Source organism: Marinimicrobium sp. C2-29 (assembly GCF_038419845.1).
Taxonomy (GTDB): domain Bacteria; phylum Pseudomonadota; class Gammaproteobacteria; order Pseudomonadales; family Cellvibrionaceae; genus Marinimicrobium.
Genome location: NZ_JBCAQT010000003.1, coordinates 187,188 through 210,248, shown reverse-complemented (window position 1 = coordinate 210,248; position 23,061 = coordinate 187,188). Strand labels below are relative to the sequence as shown.

General features: G+C 59.4%; 20 protein-coding genes and 1 tRNA gene. 2 read left to right on the top strand and 19 right to left on the bottom strand.

Going from position 1 to position 23,061, the window contains the following annotated elements; genetic code table 11:
* Positions 1-91: 91 nt before the first annotated feature.
* The 11 genes from tig to ffh form a co-directional block, all read right to left on the bottom strand.
* A complete protein-coding gene (gene tig, locus AAE484_RS04505) occupies positions 92-1,405 on the bottom strand; it encodes a trigger factor (protein ID WP_341937140.1) in 1,314 nt (437 codons plus the stop codon).
* A 57-nt stretch (positions 1,406-1,462) separates the two neighbouring features.
* Positions 1,463-1,547 (bottom strand) — tRNA-Leu (locus AAE484_RS04500).
* A 165-nt stretch (positions 1,548-1,712) separates the two neighbouring features.
* Positions 1,713-3,227 (bottom strand): hypothetical protein, encoded by a 1,515-nt coding sequence (locus tag AAE484_RS04495; RefSeq protein WP_341937139.1) that lies wholly within the window; start codon positions 3,225-3,227, stop codon positions 1,713-1,715.
* An 8-nt stretch (positions 3,228-3,235) separates the two neighbouring features.
* Entirely contained in the window at positions 3,236-4,414 is a 1,179-nt protein-coding gene (gene fadA / locus AAE484_RS04490) for an acetyl-CoA C-acyltransferase FadA (RefSeq protein WP_341937138.1), read from the bottom strand.
* Positions 4,411-6,585 carry a fatty acid oxidation complex subunit alpha FadB gene (gene fadB / locus AAE484_RS04485; protein ID WP_341937137.1) on the bottom strand — a complete coding sequence of 725 codons (2,175 nt, stop codon included), beginning with the start codon at positions 6,583-6,585 and terminating at the stop codon, positions 4,411-4,413. The genes fadA and fadB overlap by 4 nt, the downstream gene beginning before the upstream one ends.
* A gap of 32 nt (positions 6,586-6,617) precedes the next feature.
* The gene (locus tag AAE484_RS04480) at positions 6,618-7,202 is read right to left on the bottom strand and encodes a helix-turn-helix domain-containing protein (protein WP_341937136.1); all 585 of its coding nucleotides are present in this window, start codon (positions 7,200-7,202) and stop codon (positions 6,618-6,620) included.
* A 53-nt stretch (positions 7,203-7,255) separates the two neighbouring features.
* Entirely contained in the window at positions 7,256-7,615 is a 360-nt protein-coding gene (locus AAE484_RS04475; RefSeq protein WP_341937135.1) for an MmcQ/YjbR family DNA-binding protein, read from the bottom strand.
* Positions 7,616-7,670: 55 nt separating this feature from the next.
* Positions 7,671-9,368 carry an NAD-dependent malic enzyme gene (locus tag AAE484_RS04470; protein WP_341937134.1) on the bottom strand — a complete coding sequence of 566 codons (1,698 nt, stop codon included), beginning with the start codon at positions 9,366-9,368 and terminating at the stop codon, positions 7,671-7,673.
* A gap of 471 nt (positions 9,369-9,839) precedes the next feature.
* Entirely contained in the window at positions 9,840-10,361 is a 522-nt protein-coding gene (locus tag AAE484_RS04465; RefSeq protein WP_341937133.1) for an SRPBCC family protein, read from the bottom strand.
* Positions 10,358-10,813: an META domain-containing protein gene (locus AAE484_RS04460; RefSeq protein WP_341937132.1), complete on the bottom strand. Its 456-nt coding sequence runs from the start codon at positions 10,811-10,813 to the stop codon at positions 10,358-10,360. The genes AAE484_RS04465 and AAE484_RS04460 overlap by 4 nt, the downstream gene beginning before the upstream one ends.
* The gene (gene ffh, locus AAE484_RS04455; RefSeq protein WP_341937131.1) at positions 10,810-12,228 is read right to left on the bottom strand and encodes a signal recognition particle protein; all 1,419 of its coding nucleotides are present in this window, start codon (positions 12,226-12,228) and stop codon (positions 10,810-10,812) included. Before ffh ends, AAE484_RS04460 begins: the two co-directional genes overlap by 4 nt.
* A 179-nt stretch (positions 12,229-12,407) precedes the next feature.
* On the opposite strand from ffh, the gene AAE484_RS04450 reads away from it, so the two are divergent.
* Positions 12,408-13,199, top strand: coding sequence for a cytochrome C assembly family protein (locus AAE484_RS04450; RefSeq protein WP_341937130.1), 792 nt, complete (start codon positions 12,408-12,410; stop codon positions 13,197-13,199).
* Between the two features lie 106 nt (positions 13,200-13,305).
* A complete protein-coding gene (locus AAE484_RS04445) occupies positions 13,306-14,586 on the top strand; it encodes an HlyC/CorC family transporter (RefSeq protein WP_341937129.1) in 1,281 nt (426 codons plus the stop codon).
* A gap of 28 nt (positions 14,587-14,614) precedes the next feature.
* Here AAE484_RS04445 and AAE484_RS04440 read toward each other — a convergent pair whose 3' ends face one another.
* From AAE484_RS04440 to fabG, 8 genes are all read right to left on the bottom strand, one after another.
* Entirely contained in the window at positions 14,615-14,878 is a 264-nt protein-coding gene (locus AAE484_RS04440; RefSeq protein WP_341937128.1) for a hypothetical protein, read from the bottom strand.
* Between the two features lie 70 nt (positions 14,879-14,948).
* Positions 14,949-16,340: a cysteine--tRNA ligase gene (cysS, locus tag AAE484_RS04435; protein ID WP_341937127.1), complete on the bottom strand. Its 1,392-nt coding sequence runs from the start codon at positions 16,338-16,340 to the stop codon at positions 14,949-14,951.
* Positions 16,341-16,349: 9 nt separating this feature from the next.
* Positions 16,350-18,053, bottom strand: a complete 1,704-nt coding sequence (locus AAE484_RS04430) for a glutamine--tRNA ligase/YqeY domain fusion protein (RefSeq protein WP_341937126.1) — start codon at positions 18,051-18,053, stop codon at positions 16,350-16,352.
* Between the two features lie 103 nt (positions 18,054-18,156).
* The gene (mltG, locus tag AAE484_RS04425) at positions 18,157-19,185 is read right to left on the bottom strand and encodes an endolytic transglycosylase MltG (protein WP_341937125.1); all 1,029 of its coding nucleotides are present in this window, start codon (positions 19,183-19,185) and stop codon (positions 18,157-18,159) included.
* Positions 19,182-20,084: an aminodeoxychorismate lyase gene (pabC, locus tag AAE484_RS04420; protein ID WP_341937124.1), complete on the bottom strand. Its 903-nt coding sequence runs from the start codon at positions 20,082-20,084 to the stop codon at positions 19,182-19,184. The genes mltG and pabC overlap by 4 nt, the downstream gene beginning before the upstream one ends.
* Before the next feature lie 348 nt (positions 20,085-20,432).
* Entirely contained in the window at positions 20,433-21,677 is a 1,245-nt protein-coding gene (fabF, locus tag AAE484_RS04415; protein WP_341937123.1) for a beta-ketoacyl-ACP synthase II, read from the bottom strand.
* A gap of 200 nt (positions 21,678-21,877) precedes the next feature.
* Positions 21,878-22,114: an acyl carrier protein gene (acpP, locus tag AAE484_RS04410; RefSeq protein ID WP_012487300.1), complete on the bottom strand. Its 237-nt coding sequence runs from the start codon at positions 22,112-22,114 to the stop codon at positions 21,878-21,880.
* 196 nt (positions 22,115-22,310) lie between these two features.
* Entirely contained in the window at positions 22,311-23,057 is a 747-nt protein-coding gene (gene fabG / locus AAE484_RS04405; protein WP_445928828.1) for a 3-oxoacyl-ACP reductase FabG, read from the bottom strand.
* Between the last annotated feature and the right edge of the window lie 4 nt (positions 23,058-23,061).

The following is a 23,061-nucleotide window of genomic DNA, read 5'->3' as shown; positions in this document are numbered from 1 at the left end:
TGCGCTGAGATGCCAGTATCAGACTGATGTGGCGGAGAGATTGGCCACAAAACACTCATTTTGTGGCCTTTTTGACCGATTATAGCGCCAATTACCGCTGTTGCTTACTGGCGACAATCTCGTCGTAGTTGCTGGGCTGGTCGGTGACCTTGGCTTTTTCCAGAATATAATCGACCACTTGGTCTTCCATGGCCGCGGACTCAACGCTGGAGAGCAGTTCGCGATTCTGGTAGTAGTAGTTGACCACTTCTTCCGGCTGCTCGTAGGTCGAGGCCAGCTCTTCAACCATGGATTTGACCCGCTCTGGATCGACCTTGATATCGTTGGCCTTGATCACTTCTCCCACGATCAGACCCAGCGCGACACGACGCTCCGCCTCTTCCTGGAACATGGTGTCCGGCAGCAGGGATTTGACGTCAAAATCCTGCTGTTGGCCACCGAAGCGCTGCATCATCTGTTGGCGCAGGGACTCAATTTCGCTGTCGACCAGCGCCTTGGGCAGATCGGGCTTGTGGCTCTCGATCAGCGCGTTCATCACCTGGTTCTTGGTGTCGGCCTTGATGGCGTTGTTGAGCTCGCGCACCATATTGGCCTTCACTTCTTTGCGGAACTGCGGCTTGCCGCCCTTCTCGACACCGAACTTGGCGTAGAAGTCTTTATCCAGCTCGGGGAGCTCTTTTTCGGAGACGCTGTTGACTTTGACCTTGAACTCCACGGACGCACCACGCAGGTCTTCCGCCTGGTAGTCATCGGGGAATGTCAGTGACAGGGTCTTTTCATCACCCGCTTTCAGGCCCACCAGGCCGTCTTCAAAGCCGGGGATCATGGAGCCGGAGCCCAGCACCAGATCCTGCCCTTCGGCGCTGCCGCCCTCGAATTCTTCACCATCGCGAGTGCCGACGAAGTCGATGTTGACCTGATCGCCTTCCTGCGCGGCGCGGTCCACTTCTTTCCAGGTGGCCTGGTGCTCACGGAGCACCTCAATCATTTTGTCGACATCTTCAGTGGTCACTTCCGCTTTTTTGCGGGTGATCTCGTAGCCGGAGAAATCGCCAAGCTCAACCGAGGGGTAGACCTCAAAGGTGGCCACGTACTCCAGATCCTTGCCTTCACCGAACTGCTTGGGCTCTATCGAAGGCTGCCCGGCCGGCTTGACCTCTTCTTTGCGCACCGCTTCGTAGAAGCTGCGATTGATCACCTCGCCCAGCACTTCCTGGCGAACACTGTCGCCGTAGCGCTGCTTGACTACTTTCATGGGCACTTTGCCCTTGCGGAAGCCGTTGATACGAATGTTTTTGGCCGCCTGCTGCAGACGCTTTTGCACTTCGCTGTCTACTTCGGCAGCGGGGACTCCCACCGTCAGACGGCGCTCCAGACCAGACGTTGTCTCTATGGAAACCTGCATTCTCTTCCTCTATAAGCTATTCGCATCGGGGGGCCAATGCCATAAGGGCTAAAAATTTGGTGCGGTCGGAGAGACTCGAACTCTCACACCTTTCGGCACCAGAACCTAAATCTGGCGTGTCTACCAATTCCACCACGACCGCTAGAAAGTCGGCAAACTGCCAAGGCAGTGATGGCCTGACTTAACTCGCACTTCACGCCCGAGCACTAAAATCATACTAACCAACTGATTTTACTGGGGTTTTCTAAAAAACTCGGCCAGGTGCCGGCGCGAAGGCAGGAGATTGTGCCACAAGCCCCTCAAGGGTTCAATAAGCAGCACAACCCGCCTCCGGGAGGCCCGGGGCGGAATCGGCCTGCTCAAGCGCCCGGCACCCCGGAATCGACAGCAGGACTTCGGTGTCGTGGTGGCAACCCAGCACCAGGTTGCCTCGCTCAGAGGGCAGCAGATGCACCTCGTCGGGCGTCAGTACCGTCTGCGGCGAATGGCTGTAGTGGGGATCCCCGCGCAGGACCATGAGGAGGTTGTAATGGGGGCGATCGGCGGCCGGGACAAACCTCTGGAGCCGGCGCAAGGGAAAACTCTCCCCGGCCTTTAGGCGCAGCCGGAATACGCTGAACTGGGAGAAGTCGGCCAGCTGCTCCAGACTCTGGCCCGGGCTGAGAGTCCAGACTCTGGGAGGGTGTTGAGCGGGCGTATCGAGGGAGAGTTTCGGCAGGGCCTCAACCGTATCCCAATGATCCTGGGTCAAGACCTTCTGGTTGAAGGACAGGATTTTGCGCTCGTAGTGCGGGGTCTGAAACTCCACCACTTCGACCCCGTGCAGCAGCGCGTGCGGGGTGTAGGGAGGCACGCGCACCACATCCCCCCGGTGCACTGGACGCACGGCGGTGTAGGACTCCATTATCGAGCGCTGCTCCTGCTCCCGGCTTTTGAGCTCCGGATCAATCTGCTCCATGCCGGCTCGATACTGCTCCGGGCGAAGCGGCAGGTCCAGGCCCAGCCCCTGCTCTACTCGCCACCGATCGAGCCTGGCATCAAGTTCGCGCCGGACCGCCTGATAGGCCTGTACCGCTCGCAGATAGTCGGCCTTGAAAGCCTGGTCATCCGCATAGCGGGCGCGTTTCTGGGGGTTGAACCCCAGCCGGATTCCCCCCTGTCCCCCGGGCCAGAGGGATTCGTCCACCCGGGTGACCAGATACACTTCCTGTTTCTGCTCGTGCATCTCGAAATACAGATCTCCGAGCAGCGGATCGGGCCAGGGCTCCAGACGCTTTAGCAGGATCAGCCGGCGCTCCTGGGCGGCCACCAACCGTGTGGGCGCAAAAGCCAACAGCCAGTGCAGAGGCACCCGGCCGCCGGCCACGCGCACCGACGCCTGCCCGCGCGCTTCGATGCCGGTGTACCAGACCTCCCGGCCCCAGGGCTTGGGCACCACCATGGGCGTCAGCGCCAGAGGTTCTCCCAGCGTAAACCAGGGCACGCTCCAGCGCTGCGCCAGAGCTTCCAGATCGGAGGCACGGGCCAGCACGGCATTGACCTGGGTTTCAAAGTCGGGCGTGCGCGGGTGCAGGCTCAGACGAATACGCGGCACGTCCCGGCCGCGCTGAAGCGCCACCAGCGCCAGGAGCGAGACCCGAGGCTTGCCGGGCAGAAAGTACTGCTCACACTCGAACCCCAGGGCAAAACAGCGCTCCGCGGCTCCGCTGTCAAGCAGAGCCGTCAGCTGATCTTCCAGAAAGGCTTCGGGACTAGTACCAGCTTCAATGACGATCAAGGGCAGGAGATCCTCCGGGCAATGCGGCAAAACAGAAGCCGCCATTCTACCACTTAATTGAGACGCTCAATAACCGTGCTGATGCCCTGCCCCAGACCAATGCACATGGTGGCCACGCCCAGGCTCTGGTCCTGCTCGGCCATGACGGTCAGCAGCGAACCGGTGATGCGCGTGCCGGAACAACCGAAGGGGTGCCCCAGCGCAATGGCGCCACCATTGAGGTTGACCCGCTGATCGAGATCCTCCAACAGCCCCAGATCCTTGATGACGGGCAGCGACTGGGCCGCGAAGGCCTCATTGAGTTCGAGGCACTCGATGTCATCCATGGTCAGGTTGGCGCTATCCAGGGCTTTCTGGGTGGCGGGTACCGGACCGTACCCCATGATGGAGGGATCCACCCCCGCCAGGCCCAGCGACACCACCCGGGCGATGGGCGTCAGCCCCAGTGAGCGGGCCCGCTCGGCGGACATCACCAGCATACTCGAGGCGCCGTCGGATAATTGCGATGAAGTGCCCGCAGTCACCTTGCCGTTTTTGGGGTCGAACACCGGCTTGAGCTCGGCCAGGCCCTCAATCGTGGTTTCCGGGCGGATGGTTTCATCCTGTTCAACCATGATCGGAAAGCCCCGCTCGTCGTGCCCGGCCACGGGGATGATTTCCCGCCCAAAAGCGCCGCGCTCACGCGCAGCGGCGGCCCGGTGATGAGAGCGGGCACCAAACTCGTCCATCTGCCGGCGCTCGATCCCGTGCAGACGCGCCAGGTATTCGGCGGTAACGCCCATGTTGCCGGCCGCCCTGGCCACCGACAGGCCGAGTAAAGGGTTGGGGTTGATCGCTTCGTACATGGGCAGGTGCCCCAGATGTTCCACACCTCCGATCAGGTACACATCCCCCAACCCGGCACGGATATTGGCCGTGGCGGTATGCAGTGCCGACATGGAAGAGCCACACAGGCGATTGACGGTCTGGGCGGGAACGCTATGGGGTAAACCGGCGCGCAACAGGATGTTGCGCGCGATATTGAACGCCTGTTCTTCTCGCTGCAGGACGCAGCCCCAGATGAAGTCATCGATCTGCGCCGGATCGAGCGCGCTGTTACGGGCCAACAGTCCCTGAATCAGGGTGGCGGACATATCGTCGGCACGGCTGTGGCGGAAACAGCCGTTCTTCGATCGCCCCATCGCCGTGCGGGCATAGTCGACTATAACGGCATCTCTGGCGTGCAAAGTCATTCGGACGCTCCTTCGCGGCCTTCAGCCAGCGGGTAGAAAAGATCGTTGGTCTCGGCCCGGTCACTCAAGCTGGCGGGCAACTCATACAGGGCACTGAGCGATGACCAGGATTCGGCCATTCGACGGAATTCGTCCGCCCCCAGGTCATCGACCCAGCGCAGAGGGCCTCCCCTGAAGGGCGGGAAGCCCGTGCCATACACCATGGCCATGTCGGCCTCGGCCGGCGAGGCGACAATATCTTCGTCGAGGCAGCGCACCAGCTCGGTCACCATGGGCACCATCATGCGGGCCACGATATCATCGTCGGACAGCTCCGGCGCCTCGCCCTGTATCGGCAGCAACTGCTTCGCCACCTCGCTCGGCTGCTTTTGGGGTTTGCCCTTTCGGTCTTTTTCGTAATCGTAAAAACCACCGCCGTTTTTCTGTCCCAGACGCCCGGCGTCAAAGAGTATTTGAGTACAGGAGGTAAAGTCGCGGCTCAGCCGGTCGGGGTAGGCATCCGCCATGACCGCCTCGGCATGAATGGCCGTATCCAGCCCCACCACGTCCAGCAGGTACGCCGGGCCCATGGGCCAACCCCAGCGCTCCATAACCTGATCAATGCGCTGGTAATCCACGCCGTCGCGAACCAGCAGGGCAAAGCCGGCAAAATAGGGGAAGAGCACGCGATTGACCAGAAATCCCGGGCAGTCCCTGACCACCACCGGCTTTTTGCCCAGGGCGGTGGCGAAGTCCACGGTCCGGGCAAGGGCGCGATCCGAGGATTGTGTGCCCCGAATGACCTCGACCAGCGGCATGGCGTGGACGGGATTGAAAAAGTGCATACCACAGAAATTCTCCGGCCGCTGCAGCGCCTCGGCCAGGGAGGTGATGGAGATGGTTGACGTATTGGATGCCAGAATAGTGTTCTCGCCCACCTCCCGCTCGGTTTCGGCCAGGACGCTGCGCTTGACCTTGGCGTTTTCCACCACGGCCTCCACAACCATCTCCACCTGATCAAAGCCATCGTAACTGAGGGCGGGCTCGATGCGATTGAGGGCCTCGCCCATGGCGTGAGCCTCCATGCGTCCCTGATCCACCCGTTTGCTCAGGAGCCGATTGGCCTCATCCAGCCCCTGGTCCAGCCCTTCCTGGGCAATATCTTTCAACTTGATGGGGATACCCTTGAGGGCCGACTGGTAGGCGATGCCGCCTCCCATGATACCGGCACCGAGCACCGCCGCCCGCCTGACGGGCTGGTCGTTGCGCTTCTGCCAACGTTTGGCCTGTTTTGAAAGCGCCTGGTCGTTGAGAAAAATCCCGACCAGCGCCTTGGCCACGGACGTCGTTGCCAGCCGGGCAAAGGTTTTGGCCTCAATTTCCAGTGCCCGGTCGCGGCTCTCTCCGGCTGCGGCCTCCATGACGTCCAGCGCGGCCAGCGGCGCGGGGTAGTGACGCCCGGCCTGGGCCGCCACCACACTTTTGCCGGTTTCAAACGCCATGGTGGCTTCAATGCGGTTGTGCTGCAGCGGTCCGGTCTTCAGCGCCCGGCGCGCCCGGAAATCCATTTTACCCGCGCGACACTGCGCCAGAGTATGCAGGCCCCCCGCGCGCAGCTCGTCAGCCGGTACCACAGCGTCGGCCACTCCGGCGATCAGCGCGCTTTTGGCATCCCAGTTTTTACCACTGGCAATCCACTCGGCGGCGGTATCCACACCCACCAGTCGGGGCAGACGAACGGTGCCGCCCCAGCCGGGAATGATCCCCAGTCGGGTCTCGGGCAGCCCCACTTTGGCCTCGGGCGTCAGAATCCGGTAATCGCAGGCCAGACACAATTCCATGCCTCCACCCAGCGCGTAGCCGTCAACGGTCACGACCACCGGTACCGGCAGATCCTCCAGCCGACAGAAGTTGCGGTTGTTGCTGGCCAGATAATCGATCACCGCCTGCTCGCCGCTGGCAAAAAATTCCTGAAACTCGGTGATGTCGGCTCCCACCATCAGCGCGGGTTTGCCGCTGGTAATCAGTACACCAGTCAACCCCTCAGTACTCTCGAGTTTATCCAACGCTTCACTGAGTTCTTTGACCGTCTGTCGGCTGAACTTGTTTACCGACTCACCCTGGAGGTCAAAAATCAACTCCGCCACACCCTCATCGAGCATGGTCACTGTGAGTGTATGTCCCTGGTACATAGCGCTATCTCTTCTCAATCGATGGTTGGCGGTTATGGCTCACCATTGGTGATCATGACCACGGTTGATTGGGAGGTGGTATTGCGGGCCCTGAACAGCTGTCCTTTGGGCAGATGAAACCCGTCCCCCGCCTGCAAAGTGTAGCAGCGCACACCCAATGTCAACTCCAATTCTCCGGCTATCACCCACCCCGCTCGTGGCCGTGGCAGCCGCTGCGGCTCGGCTCCGGTATCCGCGCCGGCCCTGAACTCGCAGCGCTCCAGAAGCACCGGTCGGCCACCGGGAACCGGAAGGCTCTCGATGCTCAGACCCAGCTCAGGGCATTCGGTTCGCGCGGCGTGACCGGCGCGCACAATTCCGCCTTCCGGCGCTGACGGATCCAGGGCAAAAAATTGCGACAGGGACAGTGGGATGGCATCGAGCAGACGGGCCAGAGAGTGGATGGAGGGACTGACCTGCCCTTGCTCAATCAGTGAAATATTGCTGTTGGTGACGCCGGCCCGACGGGCGAGTTCGCGCTGTGAGAGACCATTGAGCTCGCGCACCGCTTTGAGCCGCGCGCCCAGCTCCGCCAGGCCGGGCTCACGTTCCGGTTTAGGTGGTGACTGGTTGGCCATACCGACCACCTTTCAGCTTAAAAAAGAGTTGTTGAAACCGGGGCCCGGCTCTCCTAGCTTGCCAGGAGCCGGTCGCGTTCCGGTGTGGGCAGGTTTTCCACAACGCGTTCATACGAATGGTCGACCAGCTCGCGCACCAGATCGTCCGGCACGCTGCCGTCGAGCACAATCGTGTTCCAGTGAACTTTGTTCATCCGATGCCCCGGCTGAATCGCCGGATAGGTATCACGCAGTTCCTGCGCCCGATTGGGTTCACACTTGAGATTGACGTAGGGAATGCCATCCTCGCCTTCGGCCAGGGTTGCAAACAATTTATGACACACTTTGAAAGACGTAACGTCGGGTCCTGCCGGGTGCAGCTCTACCGCTTCAGGTTTCGCCAGGATACAGGCTTTTGCACTCTCGTAATCCATTGAATCAGCCTCACACAATAAAATTGTCGGTTAAGTTTACAGACATAGTAACAGTTTAAAAGGAGGTTCGGCGATAGTCCCGATACTCCGGCTCCCAGAAGTTACTGGCAATTTTCTGGTCAATCAGTTCCTCAGGCACCGGCATGGCAACGCCATCTTCAATGGCCTGCCGGAACACGGCCCCGGCAATCAGCTGGCTCACCGAGCGGATTTCCTGCAAAGGAGGCAGTAGCGCCCCCTCACCCGTTTTTACCATGGGCGACGCTTCGGCCAGAGCGCGACTGGCGGCCACCATCATGTTGTCGGTAATACGACTGGCCTTGGAGGCGACCACTCCCAGGCCGACGCCCGGAAAAATATAGCTGTTGTTACACTGGGCAATCTCGTGACGCTGACCGGACATTTCCACCGGCTTGAACGGGCTGCCGGTCGCAACAATGGCTTTGCCGCTCGTCCAGCGCAGGATATCCACTGGCTGCGCTTCCACCTGGGAGGTCGGGTTCGACAGCGGCAGAACGATGGGCCGCTCGCAAGCCACCTGCATCGCCTCGATCACGGCTTTGGTAAACATGCCGGGTTGACCCGAGACACCCACAAGCACCGTTGGCTTGGCGTTTATGACAACATCAAGCAGACCGATATTGTCCGGCTGTTTGCTGTTACCGAGAGTCCAGCCGGCCACATCCTCGTCCGGTACACACAACTGTTTCTGAAACTCCCGCACATTGGCCGAGCCGCGGCGCAACAACCCTGAGCGGTTGAGCATATAGATCCGGCTTCGCGCCTGGGCCTCGGTGAGCCCTTCCTGTTGCATCAGAACAATAATCTGCTCGGCGATACCACAGCCGGCCGAGCCGGCCCCGGCAAACACGATGCGCTGATCGGCCAACGCCTCGCCCTTCGCCCTGCAGGCGGCCAGCAGGGTACCCACCGTTACCGAAGCGGTGCCCTGAATGTCATCATTGAAACAGCAGATCCGGTCGCGGTACCGCTCCAGCAGCGGGGTGGCATTGCCCTGGGCAAAATCCTCAAACTGTACCAGCGCATCGGGCCAACGGACCTGGACCGCCTGAATGAACTGTTCAACGAATTCGTGGTATTCGTCGCCGGTAATCCGCTCATGCCGCCACCCCATATACATGGGGTCATTGATCAGGCTTTTGTTGTTGCTGCCCACATCCAGCACCACGGGTAAAGTGTAGGCCGGACTGATGCCACCGCAAGCGGTGTAAAGCGCCAACTTGCCAATGGGGATTCCCATGCCCCCGATGCCCTGGTCACCCAGGCCAAGAATACGCTCGCCGTCGGTCACGACGATCACCTTCACATTGTGTTTGGTCGCATTCTGGAGCATGTCATCGATGCGCTCGCGATCCGGGTAGGTGATGAACAGCCCGCGCTTACGCCGGTAGATTTTGGAAAACTGCTGACAGGCCTGCCCTACCGTTGGCGTGTATATCAACGGCATTACTTCCTCGAGATGATCGGTCACCAGGCGGAAGTACAGGGTTTCGTTGGTGTCCTGGATGTTGCGTAGATAAATATGCTTGTCAATATCCGTATGAAACGAGCACAATTGCTCGTACGCACGCGCCTCCTGTTCTTCAATGGTCTCAATGCTGTAGGGCAGAAGACCTTCGAGATTGAACTGCTGGCGCTCCTGCGGACTGAACGCGCTGCCCTTGTTCAACAGGGGAGCTTCCAGCAGCGCCGGACCGGCAAAAGGAATATAAATTGGGCGTTTCTTGACCATGACTTCCACGACTATGATTAAAACGACGAATCTTAACACAGACCCGAACCGGAGGCAGTTGCCTTTTCGGGGCCCGACAGGCTCAGCACCACAGGCCCGCGCCGGCTCCCACCTTACTCTTGTTATAGCAGGTTTGTTGGCGCTGTGGTCTATTTCGGGGTGTGACGCCGGGCCACCGGAGCCCACTGACTCAACGAACCTGGCGGAATCGACCGAGTCACAGGGCGCGGCCATGCCGGAAGGGTTCGTCCCCTGCCCCGATCAGCGCCCGGACGTCTGCACACAACAATACGATCCGGCCTGCGGATATTTTGAGCAAAGTGATAACGATGAGTCAGAGACGCCGGGTACTGCAGAGGAAGATGCGCGGGAGAAGACATTCGGGAACGCTTGCACGGCCTGCACTGACTCAGGCGTGATCGGTTATACCCCCGGCGCCTGCGAGGAGTAACCGAGCCGTTGGGGGAGGCATTACTCGCTGATGTGTTTTTCGGCCACCCGGACCATATTGGCGTTGGCACCTTTCTGGGCCCGGGCGCAGGCGGTTTTCAGGGTGGAGACTTTCCAGCGGGCAAAAAATCCTTCAACACCGAATACCTGCATTTGCGCCCTCACCCGCGTGCCCTGATCGCATTCATCCAACGTCAGAATCACCCGGGCGCGGTTCCAGGGCATGGGTCCCTCTTTGGCCGACAACGCCTGCAGGTCTTTGGTTTTTCTGTCGCCTTCGCGCGGATAATAACTGTATTCGTAGACAAAGCGCTCCGGCGGCTCGACTTCCAGCACTTCCAGACGGGTCTGAAATTGGTAGGATCGGTCTTCAGTCCTGATCCAGTAGACCTTGCCTTCCACCACGGGTGACTGATCGGTCTTCAGTCGGCTGCCATTGAACTCCGGAAGCTCTTTCCAGTACTGCTCAAAGTCCGACAGAAAATCGAACACGCGCTCGCGCGGCCGACGAATCACGTAGTGCGTATCGAAAAACGGGATCACAGTGGAACGTCCTTACCGTCCAGACGGTCGGCCCGAAGGAATGTTTTGCCACTTGAGTCGAGCAGTCGCAGCTGGCCATCGACCCACTCGGCCCGGGTCGCCTCCGGCAACCATTGAAACAGTTGTTGCTCTTGCGCCATCACCGTTGCTTCGCATGCCATTTTGGTACTGCCGACCTCGGGCTCGATGGCCAGTGTGCTATCAACGTATCGATACATGCCAAAAAACCGATTGCAACCTCCGTTACCGGTCAGACGCGGCGGTTCGGAAAACTCAATAAAAGCCCGGCTTTGAGGCGCTACCGAACGTCCGTCGATAGAAACCACCTGCCAGCGCCCCTGCAGCGCCTCACTGGACAACGCGGGGCCGCCACCGGGGCTCTGACAGGCTGACAGGCCCAATGCCACAATGGGCAAAAGAAAGCGCAGAGAGGCGCGGGAAGGCAAAATCAACGCCGAAAACCGGGTGGCAACTTCTGGCCACCACCGGGCATTCCACCTCCAGGCATACCGCCACCGGCACCGCCCGACATCATACCGCCCATGCCGCGCATCATTTTGTTCATCCCGCCGCCTTTCATTTTCTTCATCATTTTGGACATCTGTTTGTGCTGCTTGAGCAGGCGGTTGAGGTCCTGGATCTGGGTGCCGGAACCCTGGGTAATGCGCCGCTTGCGCGAACCGTTGAGCACATCCGGGTTGCGTCGCTCGTGAGGCGTCATGGAGTTGATGATGGTCTCCATCACCTGGAACTGACTGCCCATGTTGTTCTGCTGCGCCATCTGCGCCATGTTGCCCATTCCCGGCAGTTTTTCCATCATTGAGCCCAGTCCGCCCATGCTCTGCATCTGTTGCAACTGGTCTCGCAAATCCTCCAGATCAAAACGCTGGCCTTTGCTGACTTTCTTGACCAGCTTTTCGGCCTTGTCTTTATCCACCGTCTGCTCGGCCTGCTCGATCAGCGACATCAGGTCGCCCATGCCGAGAATCCGCGAGGCGATACGGTCGGGATGGAAGGGCTCCAGCGCATCCACTTTCTCGCCGGTACCCAGGAATTTGATCGGTTTGCCGGTCACTTCGCGCACCGAGAGCGCCGCACCACCGCGGGCGTCGCCGTCGGCCTTGGTCAACACCACACCGGTCAAAGGCAGAGCATCGTTGAACGCCTTGGCGGTATTCACCGCGTCCTGACCGATCATGGCATCAATCACGAACAGGGTCTCGGCCGGATTGACCGCCCCGTGCAGCGCCTGAATTTCTTCCATCAGGGCTTCGTCGACGTGCAGTCGGCCAGCGGTGTCGACAATCACCACATCGGCGAACTGTTTGCGAGCCTGGGCGATCGCCGCTTCGGCAATAGCCACCGGCTTCTGGTCGGCGCTGGAGGGAAAGAAGTCCACACCCACTTCCTGGGCGAGCGTCTCCAGCTGCTGGATGGCGGCCGGACGATAGACGTCGGCACTGACCACCATGACTTTTTTCTTTTCCCGCTCCTTCAGGTAGCGCGCCAGCTTGGCGACCGAGGTGGTTTTACCCGCGCCCTGCAGGCCCGCCATCAACACCACCGCCGGAGGCTTCACCGCCAGGTTCAGGCCCTCGTTGGCGGCACCCATCACTTCCACCAGCTCGGCTTCCACCAGTTTCAGAAACTGCTGGCCCGGGTTGAGCGCTTTGCTGATCTGCTGTCCCAGCGCTTTGCTGCGCACCTGGGCCACGAAGGTCTTGACCACCGGCAGTGCCACATCGGCCTCCAGCAGGGCCTTACGTACCTCCCGCAGGGTATCCTTGATGTTATCATCGGTCAGTCGCGCCTTGCCGGTAACACGGCGAAGGGAGTCGGATAGACGGTCACTCAGGGTATTAAACATGATGGCTCTCAAAAGTCGTCGATTCAGGCCGCGATTATACCCTCAAAACAGGGGCCCGGGTCCAGCCGTGAGACGTTGCGCCGCGGGAGAATGAGAAGCCTTCCGCTTCTCTTTGGCCGCCCCTTATGACACACTGCGACTCCTGAACGAGATGGATACCCGAGGACAATACCGAGACTATGGCCACCCTGATGCTCAATAGCCTGGCGATCGCCATTTATCTGGCCGCCACTGCCTATTTGGCCCTGCGCCTGTACCAGGGACGCACGGTCGGGCGAGAGTGGCTCCTGGGCGCTGTATCGCTGGCACTGCTGGCGCACGGGGCCGGCCTCTACCACCTGTTGGTACTGCCTGATGTGCTGGAGCTCGGGTTCTTCCGGGTTTCCTCGCTACTGTTCTGGGTCATCAATCTGGTGGTGTTGCTCAGCTGTGCGCGCAAGCCCCTGCACAATCTGTTTGTGCTGCTGCTTCCCCTGTCGACTCTGGGTATTGTCGCCTCCCTGCTGGGATCCGGCACCAACCCCATTGTCCTGAGCTACTCGTTGGCCACCCATGTGCTGCTGTCCATACTCGCCTACAGCCTGCTGACCATTGCCACCCTCCAGGCACTGCTGCTCGCCTGGCAGAACCACCAGCTCAAGCATCATCAACCCAGTGGCCGGGTGCGCCTGCTCCCGCCCCTGCAGACCATGGAATCGCTGCTGTTCGAGATGCTCTGGGCCGGCCACATTCTGCTGACACTCTCCATTCTGTCCGGGTTCATCTTCCTGGATGACCTCTTCGCGCAGCATCTGGCCCACAAAACGATCTTTTCCATTGCCGCCTGGATCATCTACTCCGTACTCTTGTGGGGCCGACATCAGCTGGGCTGGCGGGGTTATACCGCCATTCGCTGGACGCTCGGAGGCTTCGCGCTGCTGATGCTGGCCTACTTCGGCAGCAAACTGGTGCTGGAACTGATTCTGGCCTAGGAGCCGATTCTGGTGCAGTGCCCGGTCCGGGGCTCCGTCACTATTGATTCGCCCGGCATTCTGCTTCAAGATAGCCGGCCTCGCAGCAATATGGGCTTGAATTGCCTTGAATGAAGCACCGTTAGAATTACTGTTTGCCGCCCTGGTCGGGCTGTTGGTGTTATCCGCGTTTTTCTCCAGTTCGGAGACCGGGATGATGTCAATCAACCGCTATCGGTTGAAGCACCTGACCAAAAAGGGAGACAGGAGCGCCATCCGTGTCACCGCCCTGCTCAAGCGCCCTGAACATCTGATCGGCCTGATTCTGATTGGCAATAATCTGGTCAACATCTTTGCCACCGCGATCGCCACCATCATAGCCATGCGGCTCTACGGCGATGCCGGCGTTGCCGTGGGCAGCCTGATTCTGACCTTGGTGGTTCTCATCTTCGCGGAGGTGACCCCCAAGACGCTGGCGGCACTCTACCCCGAACGGGTCGCCTTTCTCTCCAGCTGGGCACTCAAACCCCTCTCCGTGGTGCTGCACCCGGCTGTGGTGCTGGTCAATGGTATTTCCAGCAGCATTTCCAAGCTCTTCGGAATTCACAAGGCCCACAGCGGCATGGAGCACCTCAACCCAGAGGAGCTGCGCACCGTGGTGGATGAGGCCGGGGACCTGATTCCCGACCAGCACCAGGGCATGCTCCTCAATATCCTCGATCTGGAGAAATCCACGGTCGAAGACATCATGATCCCCCGCAATGAAGTGGAGGGGCTGGATCTCACCCAGCCGGTCGACAAGCTGTTACAGCAGATTCGAACGACCGAGTACACCCGGCTGCCGGTATTTGAAAGCGACATCAACAATGTGGTCGGTATTCTGCACCTGCGCAATGCGGCCCGCTTCATTCAGGGCACCGACAGCACCGTGACCCTGGCCGATATCCGCCGCTTTACCAATGAACCCTACTTTGTGCCCGAGGCCACCCCGCTGAATACTCAACTGCTGAATTTTCAGCAACAGAAATGCCGCATGGCACTGGTTGTGGATGAGTATGGAGAGGTTCAGGGGCTGGTCACACTGGAAGATCTGCTGGAAGAGATTGTCGGGGATTTCACGACCAACTCGGCCGAAGAGGACATGGAAGACATCATTCCCCAGGACGACGGCTCCTATCTGATTGATGGCGGTACTTTCATTCGCGATATCAATCGCAATCTGGACTGGGATCTTCCCCAGGATGGTCCCAAAACACTCAATGGCCTGGCCATGGAATATCTGGAGAGCATTCCCGATGCACATATCGGTTTTGCCCTGGACGGCTACCGCTTCGAGACTACCGACCTGACCGAAAAGATGATCGCCTGGCTGCGCGTCTATCGCACCAAAACCAGGGAAGAAGAGTGAAGGCCAAATACCCCGCCGCTCTTTTCGACTAACGATCCCCTTCCCGGTCGGACGGCCGCAGCACATCGGGGCGCCCACGCTCCCGAAAGCGACGCCATTTGAACAGTACAAAGCCGAGAATGGCGGCCGCTGTCATCAGTCCCAGCAACAGCACGGCGGCCAGCAGGAACCCCTGCGCCACATCCTCCCACTCGACTTCCCAGCCGTAGATGGCCAGCGCCAGAAAGCTGGCGCAGGCCATCAGACTGACAAAGAGGGTGCGATTGCGGCGATACCATCGGCGAAACGTCATTAGCGTTTAATACCTCAATAAATCGGGGCGGCGGAATCTGGGACCGGAGAAAACCGACGCGGTTCCTGAATCATTCGCGCCGCCAGAGCGTTCCCTTGGGGGAATCCTCAAGCACCACCCCCTGGGCCTGCAGTTGGTCGCGGATCTCGTCGGCCCGGGCAAAATTCTTCTCCCGTTTGGCGGTGAGCCGCTCTTCGATCAGCGCTTCAACCTCGTCCGCACTGATGGTGTCACTGCCTCCCGCCTGCAGGAACGCCTCCGGGTTTTCCTGGAGAATGCCCAGAATCCCGCCCATGGTTTTGAGCTCACCGGCCAGGCGCGCCTGCTGCGACTCGTCCTGTGTGCTGTTCAGTTCCCGCACCAGATCGTAGAGTGCCGCCAACGCCAGACGGGTATTGAAATCGTCGTTCATGGACTCGACAAACACCCGATAGTAATCACTGTCCACCAGCTCATCGATATCCAGGGGCGGAACCTCGACGTAAGGACGCAACGCACTGTAAAAACGCTCCAGTCCTGAACGGGCTTCGATCAGACTCTCTTCCGAATAGTTGATCGGGCTCCGGTAGTGGCTGCTGATCAACAGATAGCGCACCACTTCCGGGTGGTACTTTTCCAGCACGTCCCGGATAGTGAAAAAGTTGCCCAGGGACTTGGACATTTTTTCCCCGTCGACACGCAGAGCGCCAGCGTGCACCCAGTAATTGACATACTGGCAGCCGTTGGCCGCTTCACTCTGGGCAATCTCGTTTTCGTGATGCGGGAACGGCAGGTCCGGACCACCACCATGGATATCAAAGTTCGCGCCCAGGCAATTCTTACTCATTGCCGAGCACTCAATATGCCACCCCGGACGCCCACGGCCCCAGGGGGAATCCCAGCCGACTTCGTTGGCCTCGGCGTGCTTCCAGAGCGCAAAATCGCGTGGATCCTCTTTGGCCTCATCAATACCGATGCGGGCACCCGCCAACAACTCATCGGGGTTTTTGTTGCTCAACCGACCGTAATGCTCAAACCGGCTCACACGATAGTAGACATCACCGTTACTGGCCGCATAGGCGAAGCCCTTATCGACCAGAGTCTGGACCATGGCGATGATGTCATCGATATGCGTCGTGGCCCGCGGCTCGACGTCCGGCGGCAACACGCCCAGGCGCGCCTCATCTTCGTGTGAGGCCTGAATGAAACGCTCGGTCAGACTGTCGAACGTCTCACCGTTTTCTTCCGCGCGCCGAAGTATTTTGTCATCGATATCAGTCAGGTTGCGCACATAGGTCAAGTCCCACCCCTGGCTGCGCAAAAACCGGGCAATCACATCAAACGCCACAAGTACCCGCGCGTGACCCAGGTGACAATAGTCATACACCGTCACCCCACAGACGTACATCTTGATTTTGCCGGGCTCGATCGGTTTGAAAACGTCTTTCTGGCGCGTCAGGGTGTTGTAAATTTGCAGTGCCATAGGCTCCATCTATTGCTGTTGTTGAATTTTGGCCCAGGTATCGCGCAACTCAATGGTGCGATTGAACACGGGCTTGTCCAGGCTGGTGTACTTACTGTCGAGACAGAAATAACCCGTGCGTTCAAATTGGAAATGCTTGTTGACTTTGGCTCCGGCCAGACTGATTTCGGCTTTGCAATCGGATAGCACCTGCAGACTGTCTGGGTTGATGGCATCGAGAAAATTCTTGTCACCGGAACCGGGCGCCGGGTCGGTAAACAGCCGGTCGTAAAGGCGGACTTCACAGTTGAGGTTGTGCGTGGCCGACACCCAGTGAATCACGCCCTTGGGCTTGACGCCATCCTCGGGGTCTTTTCCGAGCGTGTCGTCAATCACTTTGGCAAGCACTTCGATGATCTCGCCCTGTTCGTTTTTCACCACATCTTCGGCTTCGATGACATAGGCGTTGCGCAGCCGTACCCGTTTCCCGAGCACCAGGCGCTTGTATTTTTTGTTGGCCTCTTCGCGGAAGTCTTCCTGCTCGATAAACAACGTATGCGTAAACGGCAGAACCCGCTCACTGAAATCGTCCCGGTTCGGATGCCCCGGTGCGTGCATCTGCTCCAGAAGATCGACCGGATAATTGGTCAGTGTGACTTTCAGCGGGCGCAAGACGCACATGGCCCTGGGAGCATTTTTATCCAGATAGTCCCGCACCTCGTACTCGAGCATCCCCACATCCACGACACTGTCTGAGCGGGTCACACCGATGCTGGTGCAGAAGTTGCGCAACGCCTGGGGCGGATAGCCGCGCCGGCGCATGCCGGAGATGGTGGGCATGCGCGGATCGTCCCAGCCATCCACATGCTGTTCGTCCACCAGCTGTTTCAGCTTGCGTTTGCTGGTGATGGTGTAGTTGATGTTCAGCCGCGCAAATTCGTACTGACGCGGCCGTGCAGGGACCGGCAGATTTTCCAGGAACCAGTCGTAAAGCGGCCGGTGATCTTCAAACTCCAGGGTGCAGATCGAGTGGCTGACGCCCTCGATCGCATCGCTTTGACCATGGGCAAAATCATACGACGGGTAGACGTTCCAGGTGTCACCGGTATGGTGATGATAGGCTTTTTTGATCCGGTAGATGATGGGGTCGCGCAGGTTGATATTGGGCGAGGCCATATCGATTTTGGCACGCAGCACCCGACTGCCCTCTTCGTGATCGCCACGGCGCATCTGCTCGAACAGCTCGAGATTTTCCTCGACGCTGCGATCCCGGTAGGGGCTGTTGGTGCCGGGTTCGGTCAAGGTTCCCCGGTATTCGCGCGCCTGGTCCGGGCTCAAATCACAGACATAGGCCTTGCCTGCTTTGATCAGATGCAGCGCCCAGTCGTACAACACCTGGAAGTAATCCGAGGTATAGCGTACCGGGCCACTCCACTGAAAACCCAGCCATTTGACGTCGGCCTTGATTGACTGCACGTATTCCTCTTCTTCCCTGGCCGGATTGGTATCGTCAAACCGCAGATGGCAGGCGCCGCCAAACTCTTCGGCCATACCGAAGTTCAGGACAATGGACTTCGCGTGGCCGATATGGAGATAGCCATTCGGCTCGGGCGGAAAGCGGGTAATGACCTGCTCCGCCACGCCACTGTCCAGATCCTTGCGAATAATCTGCTGAATGAAGTGGGCCGGCTTATTGGCTGCTGCTTTACCCTCAGAGGGCGACTTGTCGCTCATACGGCTGGCTTTCCCGTTCGCTCAATGACGTTATTGGCAGGCTTACCGGCCTGCCACCAAGCCGGCTATTGTAAACACTCGCCCGGTGTTTTCCTAGCCGCCCTCAGGGCGCCGGGGGCGGAGTCGAGCGATAATCTTCACGCCGTCGCAACTGATATTCGCGTACGGCGCGATTGTGCTCCTCCAGAGTGTCGGAAAACACATGGGTCCCGTCACCCTTGGCGACAAAGTAAAGCGCTGTGCCATCCGCCGGGTTCAGTGCCGCCGCCAGAGCTTCGCGCCCCGGCAAGGCAATGGGTGTGGGTGGCAGAGCGGGAATGGTATAGGTGTTGTAGGGTGTGGCCTGACGGAGGTCGCTGCGGGTAATCCGCCCCTGATAACGCTCGCCCATGCCGTAGATCACCGTGGGGTCGGTCTGCAGACGCATGCCCTGCTCCAGCCGACGGACAAACACCCCGGCAATACGATCGCGCTCCCAGGACGCGCCCGTCTCACGTTCAATAAGCGAGGCCATGATCAAGGCTTCATAGGGGGTATCGTAGGGAAGCCCCTGGGCCCGTTCCGGCCAGAGGCGCTCCAGCTCCGCGCGCATCAGCGCATGCGCCCGGCGCAGAATCTCGACATCGGAGGTCCCTTTCACATAGCGGTAGGTATCGGGAAAGAACCAGCCCTCCGGGTGCTCGACCTCGATCTCAAGTTGAGCCAGCTGTTGCGCCTGCGACAGGCCTTCAAGCCGCGGTTCAATGTTCTCCTGGGCATGCAACACTTCCAGCGCCTGGGCGTAAGTCCAACCTTCAACCAGCGTCACCCGGTGCATCACCACGTCACCCGCCGTCAGCTTATCCAGAAGCCCTTTGGGTGAAAGGCCCGGCGCCAACCGGTATTCACCCGCGTGCACCCGGCTCTGGCCGGTGATTCGGGCGTAGAGACGCAGTAGCCGGGGGTGCTCAAGCACTCCTTCCCGCGCCAGGCCATTGGTAATGTGCCCGAGAGATTTTCCGCGCTTCAGCTCGTAGAACATACCGCCTTCAGGCAGTTCGAGCGGCTCGTGCAGCCACTGGTAGCTGTACACGAGCCCCCCCCCTGCGGTGGCAAGCACCAGTACAAACAGGCCGACCATAAGACGTTTCACTCAACGCCCCCCTGTATCAGTCGAGCATTCAGCCACTGCGTCCACTCTTTCTGCAGTCGCCGCGTGACCGGCCCGGGTGAATAAGCCACACCCTCCGGCGCCAACTGGACAATGGGCCAGATTCCAAACACGCTGTTACACACAAACACTTCCTCAGCTTTTTTCAATTCCGGCAAAGACATCGCCCGCTCGTGCACAGTCAGCCCGGAGGCGGGTGCCAGTTTCTCCAGAAGCAGGCGACGCATCACTCCCACCACACCGTTGCAGCCCAATGCAGGCGTGACCAGCTGCCCCTCGAGCACCCCGAACACATTGCTGATCGTTCCCTCGACAAGATGATCCCGGGCGTCGAGCAGCAGCCCCTCCTGATACTCGTCGTCCCACTCGGCCCGCGCCAGAACATAGTCCAGGCGGTTGAGATGTTTCAGTCCGGCCAGGTTGGGATTGTCCGCCAGACGGTGCTCGCACACCCGGGCCGAAATTCCTTCGCGAGCGCCGGACTCCCAGAGGGGATTCTTTCCCGGGTAAAACAACCAACACAGGGTCGGTTCGGCGGATTCCGGGCGTTCGAGCCCGCGACCGCCCGCCCCCCGGGTCACAATCACTTTGAGAACACCCTGCGCTTTTTCTTGTGCTGGGCTCTGACCGCTTTCCTGCTCCCCCGCGACCCGAAGCATCAGATCGCGCTGAGCGAGCAGTTCGGCCTCATTGACGGCAATTCCCAGCCGCCGACAGCCATGCAGCAGACGTTCGTGGTGCCAGCGCCACAGGGGGACTTGCCCATCGAGGACACGGCAGGTTTCAAACAGGCCATCGCCGTAGGCCAGGCCCCGGTCGAGGGGCGACAGTGTCGCATGCAGAACGCCATTGATGGCGGTGATAGGGGAAACTTTTGACATGTGCGGGAGTTTACCAGATTAGTGTACCCCACCACTCATATTGTGACATTCAGCGGGCCGGAAAGGGGTTAGCCGCCAGGCATGCCTCGCCGGGAAGGGTGGGCCCCCTTTCCAAGAGGCATAACACAGCGGATGGCCCCTTTCCGGCCCGCCCGAAGGGAGCGTGCCTAAACCGCCAGGGCGTCGTTGCGTCCCTTGTAAAGGACGCTGCCATTCACGGCGGAACGCGCCTAACCCTGGCGGTTTAGGCATGCTCTGAATGCCACAATATGAGTGGTGGGGTACACATACAAAAACGCCGGGATGAATCACACCCCGGCGTTTTCAGACTGGCGATGCACCATTGGATCAGTCGACTTTGCGAAACACCAGAGACCCGTTGGTACCACCAAAGCCGAAGGAGTTCGACAGGACGGCGTCGATTTTGCGCTCCTGAGCCGTATGTGGAACGAGATTGATACCAGCACACGCCTCGTCCGGATTGTCCAGATTGATGGTCGGTGGTGCCACCTGATCGCGGATCGCCAGCGCACTGAAAATCGCTTCCACCGCACCGGCGGCGCCAAGTAGATGGCCGATCATGGATTTGGTGGAACTCACCGCGACCTGGTCCGCCGCCGACCCCAGCACGGTTTTGACCGCCTGGCACTCGGCCCGGTCGCCGGCCTGGGTAGAGGTGCCATGGGCATTGATGTAACCAATACTATCAGCCGGAATCCCGGCATCGGCGATGGCATTCTGCATGGACAGAGCCGCACCGGAGCCGTCGGCCGGCGGTGAAGTCATGTGATAGGCGTCGCCGCTCATACCAAAGCCCACCAACTCGGCGTATATTTTTGCGCCACGGGCACGGGCGTGCTCATATTCCTCAAGGACCATGACGCCGGCACCGTCGCCCAGCACGAAACCGTCGCGGTCCCGGTCCCAGGGACGGCTGGCCGCCTCCGGATCATCATTGCGGGTGGAAAGCGCGCGTGCGGCGGCAAACCCGCCCAGACCGACGGGCGTGGTCGCCATCTCAGCGCCCCCGGCCAGCATCATGTCAGTCTCACCGTACATGATGCTGCGTGCGGCATAGCCGATGCTGTGGGTACCGGTCGTGCAGGCGGTGGTGATCGCGATGTTCGGACCGCGCAAGCCGTACATGATCGACAGGTTGCCGGAGATCATGTTGATGATCGCGCCGGGGACAAAAAACGGAGAGATACGCCGCGGCCCCTTGTGCTCAATGGTCATGGTGCCCTCTTCAATCGCACCAATTCCACCAATGCCGGAGCCGATGGAGACACCCATGCGGTGACTGTTGGCTTCGGTCACTTCAATACCGGAATCGCGCATGGCCTGGATACCGGCCACCATCCCGAACTGAATGAAGGGGTCCATTTTGCGCGCGTCTTTTGCCGGGTAGTAGCCCTCGACCGAAAAGTCTTTGACCGAGGCACTGAACCGCGTACTGAACGCCGAGGTATCAAAATGACTGATGGGGGCAGCACCGCTGACCCCATTGACGATCCCCCGCCAACTGTCTTCGACGGTGTTCCCCAGCGGGCTCACCATCCCCAGCCCGGTAATCACTACTCTTTTGCGCGACACCTTGAATGATCTCCGACTAAAATAATCAGCGCGGCCGCTGCCTCACTCCAAAACTGCATCGAGCTCCGGACCGAGACAGCGGCCAACAAAAACACTGAGCGGCGTCCGCCCCAGTTTGAGCGACACCGCTCTAAAGAAAAAGCCGTACTATTTCGCAATAATACGGCTTTTCAGAAGACGATAATCAGCCTGTTTGAAGATTACGCCAGGTTGGCATTGATGTAATCAATGGCCAGCTGAACCGTGGTGATCTTCTCGGCTTCTTCGTCAGGAATTTCGGTTTCAAATTCCTCTTCCAGAGCCATCACCAGCTCAACGGTGTCGAGTGAATCGGCGCCCAGATCTTCGACGAAAGAAGCTTCGTTTTTAACTTCTTCTTCTTTCACGCCCAGTTGCTCGGCAACAATTTTTTTAACCCGTTCTTCAATGCTGCTCATGATGTTATATAACTCCTAATAGGTAGTATCGATGAAACCGTGTTCCCGGACTGTACACCGAGCCGGCTCCTTTGATTTAGCTGCGGACAAAATCGATGGGCATTTTACATCGAATTGCCCCGGGTTGTAACGAATACGGGCGATTTTCTTCAATCTTTCAAAAAAATTGTTGAAAATCAACACCCTGCACAACCCGTTACGTCATATACATGCCGCCATTGACATGTATTGTCTCCCCGCTGACGTAGCCACCGGCATCACTCGCCAGAAAAGCTACCACAGCAGCGATTTCCTCGGGTTGGCCCAGCCGCCCCAGTGGAATCTTGCCCAGCAATTGCTCGCGCTGCTCATCGGGCAATGCCCGGGTCATATCGGTATCGATAAAGCCCGGTGCCACGGTATTGACCGTGATACCCCGTGAGCCTACCTCAGCAGCCAGTGACCGTGCAAATCCCGCCACGCCCGCCTTGCTGGCGGCGTAGTTCGATTGCCCCGGATTCCCCATGGCTCCGACCACAGAGCTGATATTGATAATACGGCCCCAGCGCGCCTTCATCATGCCGCGCAGCACCGCCTTGCTCAACCGGAAAACCGAGTTGAGGTTGGTGTCGATCACATCCTGCCACTCATCGTCGTTCATCCGCATCAGGAGGTTGTCTTTGGTGATGCCGGCGTTGTTGACCAGGATTGACGGCAATCCGAATTGCTCTTTGACCGCGCTCAACAGCGCACTGATGGAGTCGGCACTGGTGACATTGAGCACCATGCCGGCGCCCTCGACACCGCGTTCGGTCAGCTGCTCGGAGATCCTGTCGGCGCCGGACTGACTGGTTGCCGTGCCGATGACCACGGCACCGGCGGCGCCCAGTTGTTCGGCGATGGCGGCACCAATGCCACGACTGGCACCGGTCACCAGTGCCACTTTACCTTCGAGTTTAATCATGGGA

Excerpts from the sequence above, each read along its gene's own strand:
- fabG (WP_445928828.1), bottom strand. The coding sequence starts at position 23,057 with ATGATTAAACTCGAAGGTAAAGTGGCACTGGTGACCGGTGCCAGTCGT.
- AAE484_RS04440 (WP_341937128.1), bottom strand. The coding sequence starts at position 14,878 with ATGACGTTTCGCCGATGGTATCGCCGCAATCGCACCCTCTTTGTCAGT.
- AAE484_RS04480 (WP_341937136.1), bottom strand. The coding sequence starts at position 7,202 with ATGGCCAACCAGTCACCACCTAAACCGGAACGTGAGCCCGGCCTGGCG.
- pabC (WP_341937124.1), bottom strand. The coding sequence starts at position 20,084 with ATGTCAAAAGTTTCCCCTATCACCGCCATCAATGGCGTTCTGCATGCG.
- tig (WP_341937140.1), bottom strand. The coding sequence starts at position 1,405 with ATGCAGGTTTCCATAGAGACAACGTCTGGTCTGGAGCGCCGTCTGACG.
- ffh (WP_341937131.1), bottom strand. The coding sequence starts at position 12,228 with ATGTTTAATACCCTGAGTGACCGTCTATCCGACTCCCTTCGCCGTGTT.
- AAE484_RS04470 (WP_341937134.1), bottom strand. The coding sequence starts at position 9,368 with ATGGTCAAGAAACGCCCAATTTATATTCCTTTTGCCGGTCCGGCGCTG.
- AAE484_RS04430 (WP_341937126.1), bottom strand. The coding sequence starts at position 18,053 with ATGAGCGACAAGTCGCCCTCTGAGGGTAAAGCAGCAGCCAATAAGCCG.
- fadB (WP_341937137.1), bottom strand. The coding sequence starts at position 6,585 with ATGTACCAGGGACATACACTCACAGTGACCATGCTCGATGAGGGTGTG.
- AAE484_RS04475 (WP_341937135.1), bottom strand. The coding sequence starts at position 7,615 with ATGGATTACGAGAGTGCAAAAGCCTGTATCCTGGCGAAACCTGAAGCG.
- AAE484_RS04495 (WP_341937139.1), bottom strand. The coding sequence starts at position 3,227 with ATGGCGGCTTCTGTTTTGCCGCATTGCCCGGAGGATCTCCTGCCCTTG.
- AAE484_RS04450 (WP_341937130.1), top strand. The coding sequence starts at position 12,408 with ATGGCCACCCTGATGCTCAATAGCCTGGCGATCGCCATTTATCTGGCC.
- fadA (WP_341937138.1), bottom strand. The coding sequence starts at position 4,414 with ATGACTTTGCACGCCAGAGATGCCGTTATAGTCGACTATGCCCGCACG.
- acpP (WP_012487300.1), bottom strand. The coding sequence starts at position 22,114 with ATGAGCAGCATTGAAGAACGGGTTAAAAAAATTGTTGCCGAGCAACTG.
- cysS (WP_341937127.1), bottom strand. The coding sequence starts at position 16,340 with ATGGCACTGCAAATTTACAACACCCTGACGCGCCAGAAAGACGTTTTC.